General features: G+C 64.0%; 9 protein-coding genes and 1 tRNA gene. 1 reads left to right on the forward strand and 9 read right to left on the reverse strand.

Going from position 1 to position 15,108, the window contains the following annotated elements; genetic code table 11:
• Positions 1-211: 211 nt before the first annotated feature.
• The 5 genes from glgP to Q0K00_RS08855 form a co-directional block, all read right to left on the reverse strand.
• Positions 212-4,453, reverse strand: coding sequence for an alpha-glucan family phosphorylase (gene glgP, locus Q0K00_RS08835; protein WP_297228678.1), 4,242 nt, complete (start codon positions 4,451-4,453; stop codon positions 212-214).
• 22 nt (positions 4,454-4,475) lie between these two features.
• Positions 4,476-5,729: a glycoside hydrolase family 57 protein gene (locus tag Q0K00_RS08840; protein ID WP_297228680.1), complete on the reverse strand. Its 1,254-nt coding sequence runs from the start codon at positions 5,727-5,729 to the stop codon at positions 4,476-4,478.
• A gap of 2 nt (positions 5,730-5,731) precedes the next feature.
• Entirely contained in the window at positions 5,732-7,189 is a 1,458-nt protein-coding gene (locus Q0K00_RS08845; protein WP_297228682.1) for a glycosyltransferase, read from the reverse strand.
• Between the two features lie 3 nt (positions 7,190-7,192).
• Positions 7,193-9,256, reverse strand: a complete 2,064-nt coding sequence (locus tag Q0K00_RS08850; RefSeq protein ID WP_297228684.1) for an amylo-alpha-1,6-glucosidase — start codon at positions 9,254-9,256, stop codon at positions 7,193-7,195.
• A gap of 311 nt (positions 9,257-9,567) precedes the next feature.
• On the reverse strand, positions 9,568-10,098 hold the full coding sequence (locus Q0K00_RS08855) for a hypothetical protein (protein ID WP_297228686.1): 531 nt from the start codon (positions 10,096-10,098) through the stop codon (positions 9,568-9,570).
• Positions 10,099-10,274: 176 nt separating this feature from the next.
• On the opposite strand from Q0K00_RS08855, the gene Q0K00_RS08860 reads away from it, so the two are divergent.
• Positions 10,275-10,361: transfer RNA gene (locus Q0K00_RS08860), tRNA-Leu, on the forward strand.
• Between the two features lie 309 nt (positions 10,362-10,670).
• Here the strand turns inward: Q0K00_RS08860 and Q0K00_RS08865 are convergent.
• Genes Q0K00_RS08865 through Q0K00_RS08880 form a run of 4 tightly spaced genes read right to left on the reverse strand, consistent with a single transcriptional unit; the run spans position 10,671 to position 14,754 of the window.
• A complete protein-coding gene (locus tag Q0K00_RS08865; RefSeq protein WP_297228688.1) occupies positions 10,671-12,530 on the reverse strand; it encodes a bifunctional alpha/beta hydrolase/class I SAM-dependent methyltransferase in 1,860 nt (619 codons plus the stop codon).
• An 18-nt stretch (positions 12,531-12,548) separates the two neighbouring features.
• Positions 12,549-13,205, reverse strand: a complete 657-nt coding sequence (locus Q0K00_RS08870; RefSeq protein ID WP_297228691.1) for a 1-acyl-sn-glycerol-3-phosphate acyltransferase — start codon at positions 13,203-13,205, stop codon at positions 12,549-12,551.
• Positions 13,206-13,207: 2 nt separating this feature from the next.
• The gene (locus tag Q0K00_RS08875; protein ID WP_297228694.1) at positions 13,208-14,134 is read right to left on the reverse strand and encodes a phosphatidate cytidylyltransferase; all 927 of its coding nucleotides are present in this window, start codon (positions 14,132-14,134) and stop codon (positions 13,208-13,210) included.
• On the reverse strand, positions 14,131-14,754 hold the full coding sequence (locus Q0K00_RS08880; RefSeq protein ID WP_297228696.1) for a CDP-alcohol phosphatidyltransferase family protein: 624 nt from the start codon (positions 14,752-14,754) through the stop codon (positions 14,131-14,133). Before Q0K00_RS08880 ends, Q0K00_RS08875 begins: the two co-directional genes overlap by 4 nt.
• Positions 14,755-15,108: the final 354 nt, after the last annotated feature.

Raw genomic sequence — 15,108 nt, forward strand, 5'->3', positions numbered from 1 at the left:
TCGGCTCTTGGCAGAAAACCTCCAGCTTCATGTCTGAGCAGAGGGTGAACAACGTATTGACACTCTACACCTAGAGCGTTGTATCTCTGAAAAAGATAAAACGCGCTGCGGCGGCACGGACAGAAAAACGCGGGGAGATCGGAAAGATCTCCCCGCGTATGCGCTGTAGTGGCGGCCTGTTAGAGCAATTCAAACTGAAATCGCTCTAGGCTCAGCCCCAGAGGACCAGATGCGTTTCCAGCGGGGAATCCAGCCCCTCCGTCACGGGCATGACTCGGATGCCGTACATGTGCAGCCCGTTATGGGAAGGCGTGTAGGCGCCTTCATACAGCAGGACCTCCCCTGAGGCGTCCTTGCGCGGGCGTAAGGTCACCGTATCGGGCCTGCCGATGAAGTTCGTGCCGTCGCCGGGCCCGGCCACAAGCTGCACCAGCAGTTCTTCCTTCAGCATACCGCCGGGGTGGACCCGCACGCTGACGGCCATATGCCCGGCGGAGGCATCCTCGCCGCCGAGACCGTCGATGCGGATGGTATCCATGCGCACGCTGGCGAAGCGTCCGGCGACATCGGCTTTCCAGGCGGCAAGGCGGCGGGCCAGAGCGAAATTGTTCTTTTCCAGCTCCTTGCCGCGCACGGCGGCGGGCAGGTAGTAGTCCTGCACATAATCGCTGACCATGCGATGCGAACTGTAGCGCGCCACGAGGCTCTGCAGCGAGCGCCGCACCATATGCAGCCACTGAGCGGGCAGCCCCTGGGCATCACGGGCAAAGTACAGGGGCACGACCTCTTCTTCCAGCAGGCTGTACAGGCTTTCGGCGTCATCGTAATCGCACTGTTCCGGCGAGTTTTCCGGACCCGCGGCGGCGCCGATGGTCCAGCCGTTGTCACCAAGATAGCCTTCGCACCACCAGCCGTCCGAGACGCTGAGGTTGATGCCGCCGTTGACGGGCACTTTCTGACCGCTGGTGCCGCTGGCCTCATAGGGGCGGCGAGGCGTGTTGAGCCAGACGTCGCAGCCCTGCACCAGCAGGCGAGAAGTCGCAAGGTCATAGTCCGGCAGGAAGAATACCTTGCCCGCCAGCTCAGGGGAGATGGCCCGGCGGACGATCTCCTGCAGGATGTCGTTGCCCTGCGAATCGGCCGGGTGCGCCTTGCCGGCAAAGACAAAGATGATCGGGCGGTTCTGCTGGTCCAGCAGGCGCTGCAGGCGGTTCAGGTCGGCAAAGAGCAGATTGGCGCGCTTGTAGGGAGCAAAGCGGCGCGCAAAGCCGATGACCAGCGAGGCCGGGGACAGACGCTGCGTCATCTGCCGCTGTATGTCGTGCGGGACGCCGAGCGTCTTGCAGAAGGCGGGCAGACTGTTGCGGATGGCGTCGATGAGCTTCTTTTTCTGGCTTTGCCGAGCTGACCAGAGGGTATCGTCGGGGATCTCCGCGACCCTGTCCCATTGCGGGGCATCGGGCGGCAACGATTCCCAGTTCGGACCGAGGCAACCGTCCAGGAGCGGGCGCATGGCCGATCCCACATAGGAAGGCACATGCACGCCGTTGGTCACATGGCCGATGGGGATCTCCGCCGGAGGGACGCCCGGCCAGCCCTCGCGCCACATCTGGCGGGAGACGTGCCCATGCAACTGGCTGACCCCGTTGGAACGGTAGGCGTAGTTGAGGGCCAGCACCGTCATCTCAAAAATGTTCCGCTCGCTGTTGGCGTAGCGTCCCATATGGACGAAGTCCTGCCAGGAGATGCCGATCATCTGCGTGAAGCTCTTGAAATAAGGCTCCATACGATCCAGCGCGAAGCGTTCATTGCCCGCATCCACGGGGGTGTGCGTGGTAAAGAGCGTACTGCCGCGCACCACTTCCCCGGCTTCGGCCACGCTGAGACCACTTTCCATGACCAGCTGGCGCAGCCGTTCGCAGATGAGGAAGGCGGAATGGCCTTCGTTCATGTGATAGGCGGCGGGCTTGAGGCCCAGTTCGCGCAGCAGGCGGACGCCGCCGCGTCCGAGCAGCAGCTCCTGCCGCAGACGGATGTCGCGGTCGGCCTCATAGAGACGGGCGGTGATCTTGCGGTCCTCGTCGGTGTTCCTGGCGACATCGCTGTCCAGCAGATAGAGGCGTACCCGGCCCACGCGCACCATCCAGATGGCGGCAAACAGGCGGCGTCCCGAAAGCTGGAGCATGATCTCCCGCTGTTCGCCGTAGGGGTCGAGAACGGGCTCTATGGGCAGCAGGGAAAAGTCGTTCTGCGCATAGGTGGCCGTTTGCCGCCCTTCGGCATCGAGACGTTGCCGGAAGTAGCCGTATTTGTAGAGCAGCCCCACGCCCACCAGCGGGATATTGAGATCGCTGGAGGACTTGAGATGGTCGCCGGAAAGGACGCCCAGTCCGCCGGAGTAGATGGGCAGGCATTCGCTCAGGCCGTACTCCGTGGAAAAGTAGGCAAGGGGATGTTCGGGGGAAAGATCGCCGTAGTCCACGCAGGGCTCGGCCATGTAGGCATCAAAGGCCGCAAGGGTCCGCTCGTACAGCTGGAGGTATTCGGCGTTTTCCGCCAGCGCCTGCAGACGCAGCTGATCGGCCCTTTCCACCACCATGACGGGATTATGGCCGCTTTCCCGCCAGCTGTCGGGATCGAGCTGCTCAAAGAGCGGATGACATTCGGGGTGCCAGCTCCACCAGAGGTTATGGGCCAGCTCCCGCAGGCGGGCGATGGGGGCGGGCAGACGGGCGGCCACCGTAAAGCTGTGCAGGGTCGGCGTGGCGGACATGGCGGCTTCCAGCACGCGCGTCAGGGATTGCTGTCCCTGCTGCTCACGGGGGGCTCGTTGCGCGGCCTTGTCCAGCGCCTGCGCATAGGCCTCCCGGTAGTGAGCGAAAAAGTCCTGCCAGGTACAGAACGTGCTGAGCCGGCGCGCCTCCTCACGCCGCTTTTGCAGGTCGGCGCCGGAAAGGGTGGCGTTTTCCAGTAGCAGATCCCGCAGAGCAGCGACGCTGTTTTCATAGCTCGTCTGGCTGCGGTTGATGATGTCCACGCCGTGGCCCTGTCCGTTCTGTTCCCGTACCCAAAGGCCGAAACCGGCCAGATCGGAGGTGATGGTGGGCACGGCATGGGCGGCGCTTTCCTGCGGCGTATAGCCCCACGGTTCGTACCAGGAGGGGAATACGCCCAGATCGCAGGCGTTGAGCACCTCGTCATAGGGCATGTTGAGGAAACCGTCCTCGCCGTTGAGCAGGGCGGGCACAAAGATGACCTGGACGCGGTCCTCCGGACCGTTGTCCAGTCCCAGCCGCAGGCAGGAGGTGATGATGGGGTCCTGCGCGGGATTATAGACATAGTGGCTGCTCAGCCAGTTGGGGCCGTAGGGGGGCTGCTTGGTCGCGTCCCCGCTCACGGCGTCGGGATTGACGCCGCTGTGGCCGCCCATGACGGCGCACAGGGCCAGCAGACAGGTCTGGGACTTGGCAAGGTCCTTGTTGACCTGCCCCAGCGCATCAAGGAAGAGATCTATGCCCTTGTTGTGATGCTCGTAGCGGCCGGAGATCATGAAGATGCGCGTATCGTCCGGCAAGGGACGGCGCAGCAGGCGACGGGCGGCCGCCAGCACCTTGTCGCGGGCACGCCGCGGCAGGGCGCGGTCCGCCGCAAAGTCGGGGATGGGCGCAAGGTCGATGCCGTTGGTGGTGATGACATCCGGCACCCGGCCGAGGAAATTGGCGGCCTCGTCCGCGGTGATGCGGCTGACGGTGGTGAAGCAGTCCGCCTCTCGGGCCGATGCCGATTCCATGGAATGCTTGGCCGTGATGTTGTAGGAGTCGGCTTCCCGTTTGGGGTTGATCTGCTTCATCTGCTTGTAGATGTCGAAGCCCGCCCCGGACATGGCCCGCCCCAGCATGGTGGCGTGGGTGGTGAACACCGTGCCCACGGAAGGCGCGTGCTGCCGCAGGTGGAGCAGGCCGCCACCGCACATCCATTCATGGAAATGCGCGAGGACGGGACCGCCGTCCGTTTCGGCCAGCGCCTTGGCGGCGATCTCGATGACTTCGCCGCAGGCCGTGCTGAACATGACCGGCTCCACATAGTCCCAGCCGCCGGAGATGGAGTCCACGCCGAAACGGTTCCAGAGGGCATAGAGCAGTTGCCCCTGGTTGTAACGGTCACGGAAGCCCACCAGGATGACCTTGGGGCGGCCGGGGATGTTCCAGCGGCCGAAACGGCAGGCAAGGTTGCGCTGTTCGAGGAGCGGGCGCAACAGGTTCCCGCAGGGCTCGTCCGAGGGCTCGAATCCGGCATTGTCACCGAGATCGGGACCGAGCAGGAAGTAGTTGTCGCCAAAGGCGGCGACAGCGGCCAGCGCCTTGCTGCTGACGACGGTATGGATGCCGCCTACCTTGTTGCAGACTTCCCAGCTGACTTCAAACAGCAGGCTTTTGCGCAAATCATGATCCATCTGCTCGTCCTTTGGTTGGGGTTCAGTCGAGGTGGCCGGCAGGACGGTGCGTGTCCGTGCGGGGCGGCATCTCCGCAGAGTGACCCAGGCCGGGAGAGCCGTCAAGCCGCAGGGCAAAGTCCGCCATGACGTTCATATAGTTGATGTAGGCGTCGTAGGGGGAGCCGTAGGGATTGAAGTAGCTGTGCACGTCCCCGTCCGCGAACCACTTGGTGCACATGTAATAGAAATGGTCCGAGGTCTGGAGCCTGCGCCAGGTGCGCAGCAGACCGTCGTCCCGACGGGCCTTGACGCGCTCTTCCATGCGGTAGACGGTCTCGATGGCGTCATGCTGCATGTCGTTGCCCAGCCAGGCCGTGAGGTCGCGTTCCGCATCGGCCCAGGACATGAAGTTGTGCACGTCCAGTTCGGCCACCGGCTCGTGTGTTGCCGCCGCTTCCGAAGGAGTGACGAAGCGGAAGCCCGGCAGGCGCAGGAGACGGTCGGGCAGGGCCTCCATGAACTGGAAGATCCCGGAAGCCTCCCACTGATGTTCACCGAAGGTCTCGTAATCCATGAACAGATTGATGAGGTCGCCCGAAAGGGCGGCCGTCCCGGCCCAGTGCGCGAATTTTTCCGCAGTCAGGGGGAATTCGGGCCAGTTGCGGTCCGAGAAGCGAAAGGCGATGTCGTCGGAAAGGCGATAGTTCTTGAGCAGGAGTTTCAGCTTGCCGCAACCCGTCGGCCGGTACACATAGTTGGGGCTGCGCCAGCCCAGCACATGGTCCGCGCCTTCGGCCAGGATGGCGGCATAGCCCATGTCTTCCACGGTGCGGGCCAGCGCGTTGTTATAGATGAGTTCCGTATTGCGAAAGACCGTGGGGCGGACGCCGAAAAGCTCCTCGATGCGGTCGTCATGCAGACGCACCTGCTCCCGGAATTCCTCCGGCGAATAGAGGAAGGCAAGGGAATGGTTGTAGGTCTCGGACAGCAGCTCCACGCAGCCGGTGGCGACAAGCTCCCGGTAGCTCTGGATGAGCTCCGGCGCGTAAGCCACGAACTGATCCAGCGCCGTGCCGGAAAGGGAAAAGCTCACCTTGAAGCGCCCCTCATGCCGCCGGATCAGGGAGAGCAGCAGGGCATTCATGGGCAGATAGCATTTGCGCGCGACCTTGAGGAGGATGTCGCAATTGGCGTTCTCATCCTCGTAAAAGGCATCCGCGCCGATGTCGAAAAAGGTGTAATGGCGCAGACGGTAGGGCTGATGCACCTGAAAGTAGAAGCAGACGGCGGCCATGATCAGTTCCTCCCTGTCACAAGGCTATCGTAGACGGCTCGTATCTTGCCGGCGGCATTTTCCCAGCGGATATGCTTCAGTTCTTCGCGGCAGTTGCGCACCTCTTCCGCGGCCAGCACGGGATAGGTGAGCAGTGCGCAGATCTTGTTGGCCATTTCGCGCACATCCCAGAAATCCACCCGGATGGCGTTGCGCAGCACCTCCACCACGCCCGACTGCCGGGAAACGATGACCGGCACGTCGTAGGCCATGGCTTCCAGCGGCGCGATGCCGAAAGGCTCGGAAACGCTGGGCATGACGTAGACATCGCTCATGGCGTACATGCGGTCCACATCCTCGTTTTTGAGAAAGCCCGTGAAATGGAAACGGCTGCCCATGCGCAGCTGCCCCACGCGGCGCACCATGTTCGGCAGCATGTCGCCGCTGCCGGCCATGATGAAGCGGGTATGCGGCAGGCGGTCCAGCACCAGACGGGCGGCCTCCACAAAGTAGTCCGGCCCTTTCTGGTAGGTGATGCGTCCCATGAAGAGCACGCGTTTTTCGTGGGCGCACAGCGGCGGCAGGGGGTACGTCCGGGTGATGTCGTTGCGGGACACGGCATTGTGGACGACCACGATCTTGCTCTCCGGGATGCCGTAATCCCGCATGACGAGCTGCTTGGTGTAATGGCTGACGGCGATGACCTTGTCGGCCGCCTCCATGCCTGCCCGTTCCAGATCGGCTATGGCCTGATTGACGTTGTGTCCGCTGCGGTCGGATTCCAGCGCATGGATATGGACGACCAGCGGCTTGCCGGTAAGGTGTTTGGCCAACATGCCCGCCGGATAGGTCATCCAGTCATGGGCATGGATGATGTCGCAGGGCGTGCGGCGGGCAATGGCGGCAGCGGCGCAGGCATAGCGCCTCACCTCCTGCATGAGGTCCTGACCGTAGCCGCCGTGCAGCAGGATCTCCCTGTCCGGGAGCGGAACGTCTCCCGAAGCGGCGTCTCCCGGCAGCCAGTCCATCCCCGCTCCATGCAGGATGGAGCGTTGCGCGCGTTTCCCCGCCGTCAGCTGATCCCGCGCGGTCCATTGGCCGTATTCGCGCAGGTAGCCTTCTTCCGTCAGATAGGGGTGCAGGGGGGAGTCGATATATTCCAGATGCAGCCTGTGCTCCCAGATCCGGCGCAGGGCCGCATCCAGCGCGTACCATCCATTTTCCGTCACGAAGCGTCGTTCCCCTCGGGCCGGTCCTTCATGGCGGACGCGGACAGTGCCGCCGTGCAGACGTGTGCCGGAGGCGGAAAGCAGGGTGAGGCCCGGTTCCGTCTCCTGCGGCTGCCCGTGACCGGTGCGCGGCAGCACGAAAACGACGTCCGTCCCTCTGGCGGCCAGCGCCGAGGCCATGCCCTTGCAGGCCGTGCCGAGGCCGCCGCTCTTGAAGGGAGGGAATTCCCAACCGAACATGAGCACGCGCATGGCCTAATCTCCTTGCGGGAGACGACTCTCCCAGCGGGCATAACATTCCGGTGCGGCCTTTTGCAGGGTGACGAGCAAACGCTGGCATTCGGCCACGCTCCAGGCCTGCGCTATGCAGCCGTCCGGCAGATGCGGCGGGTCGCCGTCGAAGATCTCCGACAGACTGCCGATGCCGGCTTCCCGCAGATGGCGGCTGAAAAGGGGCGTGAGGGTCTGCAGGGTATCCCGCACGGCCCCTTCCTCGTCCCAGGCGGCGCGCAGTAGAGCATCCCCGTACGCGCCCAGCAGCCACGGCCAGACCGTGCCCTGATGATAGGCGCTGTCGCGGGATTCCGGGCCGCCCTCATACAGCGGCCGGTATTCCGCGGCGCTGGGGGCCAGCGTGCGCAGGCCGTAGGGCGTCAGCAGGCACTGGCGCACCCGCGAGACGACGCTCGCGTAAAAGTCCTCCTCCAGGATGGGGTAGGGCAGGGAGACCGCAAAGAGCTGATTGGGGCGTACCCGCCTGTCCTGTCCTTCCTCGCGCCAGACGTCGGCCAGATAGTCTCCGAGGGGATCGCTGATCCAGTGACGGTGCTGGAAGACCAGCCGCATACGGGCGCGCTGTTCCCGGCTGTCCTGCCAGTGGGGGATGTCGAGACGGCGGGCCAGATCGTCGGCAAAGGCCAGCGCGTTGAACCAGAGAGCGCTGATCTCCACGGGCTGTCCGTGCCGGGGGGTGACGGGGCGGCCGTGCACGGCGGCGTCCATCCAGGTGAGCTGGGTGGTGGCGTCCCCCACGTTCAGGAAGCCTTCTGCGTCGGGGGAGATATGAGGGGCTTTGCCGCCGCGGTAAGCCTCGATGATGGTGCGGATGGCCGGCCAGCAGTGCTGTTTGACGAGGTCCAGCCTGTCCGGAGCGGTCTTGAGCAGCATCTGGACCGCCCAGACGTACCAGAGCGAGGCATCCACACAGTTATAGGCATGGTCGCCGTCAGGGGAAAAGACGTTGGGGACGAGGCCGTTTTTCACGGCAGCGCCCATGCGGGCAAGGATGTGTTCGCCCGCTTCCCGCCGACCGGCAAAGAAAGTCAGGCCGGGCAGGGCGATGAGCGTGTCCCGCCCCCAGGCCCCGAACCAGTGATACCCGGCCACCACGGCGTCCGGGCGGACGGGAGGACCGGCCTCCTCCGGCGCAAGGGACGGCGTCCGGCAGAGGAAGCGTTCCCCCTCCCGGCATAATTGCCCCTGCAGGGTCTGCGCCGCTTTTTCCGCCGCAAGACGCCGTTCCCGCTCGGACTGCCAGAGGGCATCAAGAGCGTGGCGCGCATGTTCCCGCTGGAGGCTTTCCGTAGCGGCGGTGAAGTAGACGGGCTTCCCGGGCTCAAGGGCGATATCGAAGACGCCGGGCATGAGCAGGTCTTCCTGAAAATCGAAACCGCGTTCCTGTTCGGCCAGGTATTCGGCGGCATAATACCAGTCCGGCGCGGAACGGAAGGCGGATGTGCCGTCCACCTGCAGGAAAAGCGGCGGCAGGGCGGGGTCCGGCTGGACGCTCACGCCGAACAGGGTGGGGGAACCGGCAACGGCGGGCGAACCGTCGGCGTGCCGGACGGCGTGCATGTTGCGGCAGGCCAGCAAAGGCTTGAGACGCAGGGTAAGAGGCGGCGTTTCCGGGCTGGTGACGGCAGCCTCATAGCGGACGAGCAGGACATGGCGGCCGGGAAGGAGCATGAGCTCGCGCGTGACGAACACGTCCCCGAAACGGTAGCGGAAGCGGGGCAGACAACCCAGCTCGGCCGACTGCATGTATTCATGTCCGCGCGGGTAGTAGACGCCCGGATGTTTGCGGCAGGAGAAGAAAAACTCCCTGTCGGCCATGAGCAAGGATTCTTCCAGTGTGGAGAGCAGAACATGCCGACCTGCCGGACGGGCCAGCTCCGTAACGAACAAACCGTGATATTTTCGGGTATGGCAGCAAACCAGCGTACTTGAAGCATAATCGCCAAGCCCGTTCGTCTCCAGCCATTCACGCCGAAGCGATTTGCGAAGATTCTGACAGGCGGGGCGATCAAAGAGAAACTGCATGGGTCACATCCTTGAAGGGTGAAAGTGTCCTGTCGGTATGATGCGCAAGCAGAGGAAATGCGGTGCTGTATGTGCCCGGTGATGATGATTGCGCCGCTATGCTATGGGCGGGTATCCTCCTTTGAGAAAAATATAGCAGGTTTCTTCCTGTTTGTCTCTGTTTCATAGGGAGAAATACGCCCCTAAAAACGAAAATACGCTTTCCCGCGTCAAAAAAGTCGCAGGAAAGCGTCGTATGAAACAGGGGCGGGGCAGGGGACGACGCCGTGTGCGGCCGGAGCCTGCCCGTCCATGCCGGGAAACGGTGCCGTTTACGGATGCTCCGGCAGGGCAAGATGGAGGTCGATATAGCTTTCCGCCAGCGTTTCCGAAGAAAGCGAGAGGCGCAAGCGTTGCCGGTCGGCAGGCGAAAAGGTCAGCAGCCAGTCGCGCGCCTGTTCCCCCAGATGGATCCATTCCCGCAGCGGCAGGTGCAGGGCGGCGGGACAGCATTGATAGAGATAGAGGGCGTCATGGACAAGGACGATGGGGAAGAGGCCGCAGGCGATGGGCCGACGCGGTCGCGGCAGGCGGCAGCCCTGCGGTCCGCAGGATTTGCAGCCCCGGTCGTCCAGGCAGGGGGTCGATGGGTCGAGCAGATAAAAGTCGTCCTCCAGATGCTCATGGCATTGCGCGGGCAGCAGCGGCATGGGAAAGGGCGTGGCGGAATCCTGCGGCCCGCAGCAGTAGCGGCAGTCCGCGCAATAAGCGTTGTGCAGATAGCCGTCCGCCCAGCGGACGTCCCGCCGCTGAGGGAAGGTATTCTCCCAGAGGCGGAAATAGTGCTGAAAATCGTTGGCCATACGGGGTCTCCTGTAATGGGCGGGATCGCTTTTCATGCTAGTGCGGGCCGTCGCGAAAGGCAAAGGATAAAATCTTTCTGCTTTTCAAACTGGTTACAAGAAATTTTGTGGAAAAGCGGCAAAGGGTGAAAAAAAGGCTTGCCAAGGGGGCTTTCTCCGGCTATGGTGTTTTCCGCGCCGAAGTGGTGGAATTGGTAGACACGCTAGGTTCAGGGTCTAGTTCTCGCAAGGGAGTGGGAGTTCGAGTCTCCCCTTCGGCACCAGCGGAAAGCAACAGTCGGAATCCTCAGGGAGTCCGGCTGTTTTTTTTAGAGCGTTTCACCTTTGAAAAAGGTGAAACGCGAGGCGGCGGCACAGCGCCGCAACTGCTGACCGTGCCCGCTGCCGGGAAAAGGAGCGGCCTTTGCGGCTGGATGCCCGCGATCACAGTTTTTTCCTCGTGACGAGGACGAAGGGATTCCGGGATGCGGCATCATTTTCCCGAAGAGGACGTTCCCGCCGGATCCGGCGCTCTCTCTCTCTCTCTCTCTCTCTCTCTCTGAGAGGGGGGGCATACCGGTAAGGACGCTCCGTTATCCTTTGTCTTTGGTCGTGTCGTTGTCCCCGGCGTCGGCGTCCCGGGCGGACGTGCGCTGGGCCAGGGCGACGGAAAATATCCCCTGTTTCTCCATGCGCTGGGCGATTTTGACGAAACCGGCCTCCGCCGCGAGAAGATCCATTTCGGCCTGAGAACGACAGCGCATGATCCACGGTCTGCCGCCCCGGTGGCTGGTCAGCACGCGGGCAATGAATTCCTGCTGCGGATGCCACGGCTGGTTGGTGTAGACAAGATAACCGCCGTCCGCCACGGCCGCCGCCAGTCCCTGCAGGGAGGCCAGCACCGGCCCGTTGTCGGGAAAGAGCTCGTACAGGCCGGAGACCACGGCCAGCGTCGGCCGCGGGCTGACGGCGGCGAGGTCAGCGGCGGCAAAGGCGTCGCCCGTGACGCAGCGCACCCTGTCGGCAAGACCGCGTTCCGCGGCGTGCCGTCTCGCCGCTTCCACGTTGTGCGGGTCGATGTCCCGCAGCTGTGCCTCATCCCAGCCGTCCGGGCCGATCCTGTCCAGCATGTCCAGCACATAGCGGCCATGCCCGGCGGCGATATCCATGATGCGCACCGGCAGCCCTTCCGCGCGGAGGCGGCGCGCGGCAAGCTCAAGCAGTTCTTCCACCAGCTCCTTGCGATGGCGGATGCCCGTCCAGCCGGGGCTGTTCAGGTAGAACCCGTCCAGCAGACGTCCCGGCGTCGTACGGCCGCCGACCGTGTTGCGGTAGACGTAATCCAGCGTTGCGCCGGAATCGAAGCCGGTATCCCGTCCCAGTTTCAGGCCGGGCGAGAGCGGAGCCGCCAGCGGCAGCAAGCGCCGCAGCAGGCGGAAGCCCAGTCCCCGGAGCGAGCTGAGGGGGAGCGGCGTTTCCAGCTGTCTGTAGGTACGGGCTGACGGCCCCTGCCTGTCCGCCCAGAGCAGGGCGGTATGGACGGGGGCGGGCAGGCGGCTCGTGCCGCGTTCCCGGGGCGGAGCGAAAACGGCGTCGATGAAGGCGCGCATGGCCGCGAACGCCTGTTCGCGGTCCCGCTCGCCAAACGTATCGTGGAAGAATCCCGGCAGGACGTGACGCTCGTTGAGCGGATGCGGGAGGGCATTGTAAAAGCGGTGCTGCGGTCCGTGCCGGACGACCACGTCACTGCCGGAGATGAAGAGCTGTACGGGAACGGCAATGGCCGAGGCGTCAGCGACGATGCGTTTTGACAGGGCATACAGCCCTGTGAGCAGGCGTGCGGAGACGGCGCGGCTGATCAGCGGATCTGCCTTGAAGGAGGCGGCGCGCTCCTGATCATGGGTCAGCAGACCGGCCTTGACGTAGGAATTGACGAAAAAGTTGCCACACAGCTTCAGACGGAGCGCGATGGCCTGACGGGCAAAGGGCACATACAGCTTTATCCTGAAGGCCGGGGAGCCGAGGATGAGGCCGCGTACCGTGGGCGCGTAATCATGTGCCCAGGCGGCGGCGAGCACTGCCCCGACGCTCTGGGCCAGCACGACCATGTTTTCCTGCGGGATACCGTGCGCGGCGGTAATGTGCCGGACGAATCCATCCACATCCCGCACAAGCGTCTCGATATCCGGCGCGTCGCCGCGCCTGCCGGGGGACTGACCGTGTCCGCGCGCATCCCAGGCAAAGAAATGGAAGTGATCCAGTCCCAGCTCCTGGACGATATGCTCCATCCGGCCCGAATGCTCATGGCCCCGGTGCAGCATGACGACGGCCCGTCCGGGGCCGCTTTTCGGCGGGGTCAGGGCCGGCCAGTGGCGGTAAAAGAGCTCTGTGCCGTCAGATGCGGCAAAGGTTCGGAAGGCGGCCTGACGTGGGGATGTCGTCGATGTCGTCATGGAGGCTCCTGTTCGGGGTCATGCGTACCCGTCATCGCCGTCCTGCGGGTCGGCAAGCCCGGCGAGCGTCTGCGTGCGGAGGTTTTCAAAAAGGTTGCGTATCTGCCGGGGAAAGGCTTCCCTGTCCGTGGTGGGGAAAAAGGGCGCGCCGACGCAGATGTCGATAAAGATCGGTACGGGGATCCGGCATCCTCTGGGCAGGGAACGCCCCGGCCCGTGCAGATAGACCGGGCAGACCGGCACATGCGGGAAGCGGCGCGCCAGATGGCGCAGGCCGGGCTTGATGTCGCCCATGACGTCCGGAGCGCCGCGCGTGCCTTCGGGAAAGAAGATGAGGATGTCCCCTCGTTGCAGGGCGGCGACTGCCGGACCCAGCGGATCCCTGCCGCCGTGGCGTGCGATGGGGACCAGCCCGGCGACGTGTTCCGCCAGGAAACGGCGTATGCTGCCGGAAAAGAAATAGTCGGCCGCCGCGGCGATGCTGATGGACGGGGCAAGGCCGATGGGAAAGAGGCTGAACAGGATGAGGGCGTCCAGATGGCTGTTGTGATTGGCGATGACGATGGCCGGTCCCCGGCGGGGCAGATGTTCCGCGCCGCGCAGGCTGTAGCCCAGCCAGAACACCGTCACGATGCGGACGGCAAGGGCAAAGAGTGTTCGGCAAAGCGCGTCCATGCTCAGTAATAGAGATAGAAGATCAGATGGAAGAAGAGAGGCGCGGTGAAGGTCAGGGAGTCGAGCCGGTCAAGGATGCCGCCGTGACCGGGCAGGAGCGTGCCCGAATCCTTGACGCCCACGTCCCGTTTGACGGCGCTCATGACGACATCTCCCAGAAAGCCGCAGACGCCGATGAGCAGCCCCGTCCCAAGAGCGCGGAGCGGCGTGAGCGGGCTGAACAGCGGACCCAGCAGCGCGGCGGCCGCCGCGGTGGTGCCCACCCCGCCCAGCAGAACTTCCCAGGTCTTGCGGGGGCTGACCAGCGGCAGCACGGCATGTCTGCCCAGCGTCCTTCCCCAGAGGAACTGGGCAACGTCGTTGATCTCGGTGAGAAAGAGCAGGAGGAAGAGCATCGACGCGCCGGTGACCATTCCATGCGGCCCTGTCCCGTCCGGCAGCGACAGCAGGAAGGCCATGTGGCTGAGGCTGTAGACGGTGGTCATGAGTCCCCAGTGCAGCGTGGCCGTGGCGCGCAGAAAGCCCTTGGGATGCCCCGCCAGCACCATGCGGCTCGGCAGGAAAAGGAACAGGTAGACCGGGATGAAGATGATGAACATGCCGTACCAGCTCATGCCCGCCCAGAGATATTGCAGGGGGATGGCGATATAGGCCCAGAGGAAGGCCCATCTGTCCTGACGCCGGGCAGGCGTCAGCGTGATGAATTCCTTGAAGGCCAGAAAGCTCACCAGTCCGAGCAGCACATACGGCCAGGGCGAAGGCGCAAGCAATACGGGCAGCAGGAAGAGGAAGATGCCTCCCCACGTCCTGATGCGCGGCAGGATCTCCGCTCTGGAAGGCGAGCTCTCCGGCAGCAGGAGACCGGCAAGCAGCCAGGCCAGGCAGATGAAAAGACCGACAAGGGCCAGCGCCACGGACAGGGCGTTCATGAGGCGGACTCCGCAAGGGTCGCGCGCAGGCGGTTGAAGATCGTCCCGAGCATGAGCGCCGCGCAGAGGCAGAGCCCGGCGGTGAGGATATGGCCAACCTGCCAGCCGTCCGGGAGGGGCAGGAGCGGCAGCAGGCCCGCCAGGCCGAGCAGCAGCGCGCGGTCGCTCTTGCCGCAGGGGCCGTCATAGCGTCGGGAAGACCCGATGAGCAGGCCCAGCGTTCCGGCAAATTCCGTCAGCAGCGCAAGCCAGATGACGCAGGCCACGAGCGCTGCGGGAACGCCGGGAAGCAGGGCCAGCGGAGCGAAGAGCGCGGCATCGGCCACCACATCGCCCATTTCGTTGAGCAAAGCGCCGAGGCGGCTTTGCTGTTGGTGTTCACGGGCCAGGATGCCGTCAAGGGCATTGAGCGCCATGCGCAGGAACAGGAAGACGGGGAGAAGGCCCCACAGCAGGGTGGCGGCGGGGAAGCAGGCGAGCAGAGCGGCATAGAGGAGAGAGAGCAGGCAGGCGGCCACCGTCACCTGATTGGCGGTCACTCCGACGGCGGCCAGACCGCGGGCGAAGGGGCGCAGCAGAGCGACGAAAGCCGGCTTGAGCCTGTAGACCGAGATCGACATCCTTTCCTCCGGGGAGACGGTGCGCCGTCAGCAACGGCAAAGCATATGGCTGTACCTTTTATTAAACTAATTTTTTAGTCAATATTTTTTCCGCCGCCCAGACGGGCGGTACTGCCGTCGCATCTTCCTGGCTTTTCGGCGGCAGGCGTGCGGCCCGGGAAGGAGCGCGTGCCTGCGGGAGACCGGCGGAAGGCGGCGCGAACGGCGCGATACGAAGCACCAAAAATTTTTATCAAAAAAAGCTTGCCAGAGGTCGGCGTTTTCGCTATGTTCTTTTTCGCGCCGAAGTGGTGGAATTGGTAGACACGCTAGGTTCAGGGTCTAGTTCTCGCAAGGGAGTGGGAGTTCGAGTCT

The organism is uncultured Desulfovibrio sp. (genome assembly GCF_944327235.1).
In the GTDB taxonomy this organism is placed as follows: domain Bacteria; phylum Desulfobacterota; class Desulfovibrionia; order Desulfovibrionales; family Desulfovibrionaceae; genus Desulfovibrio.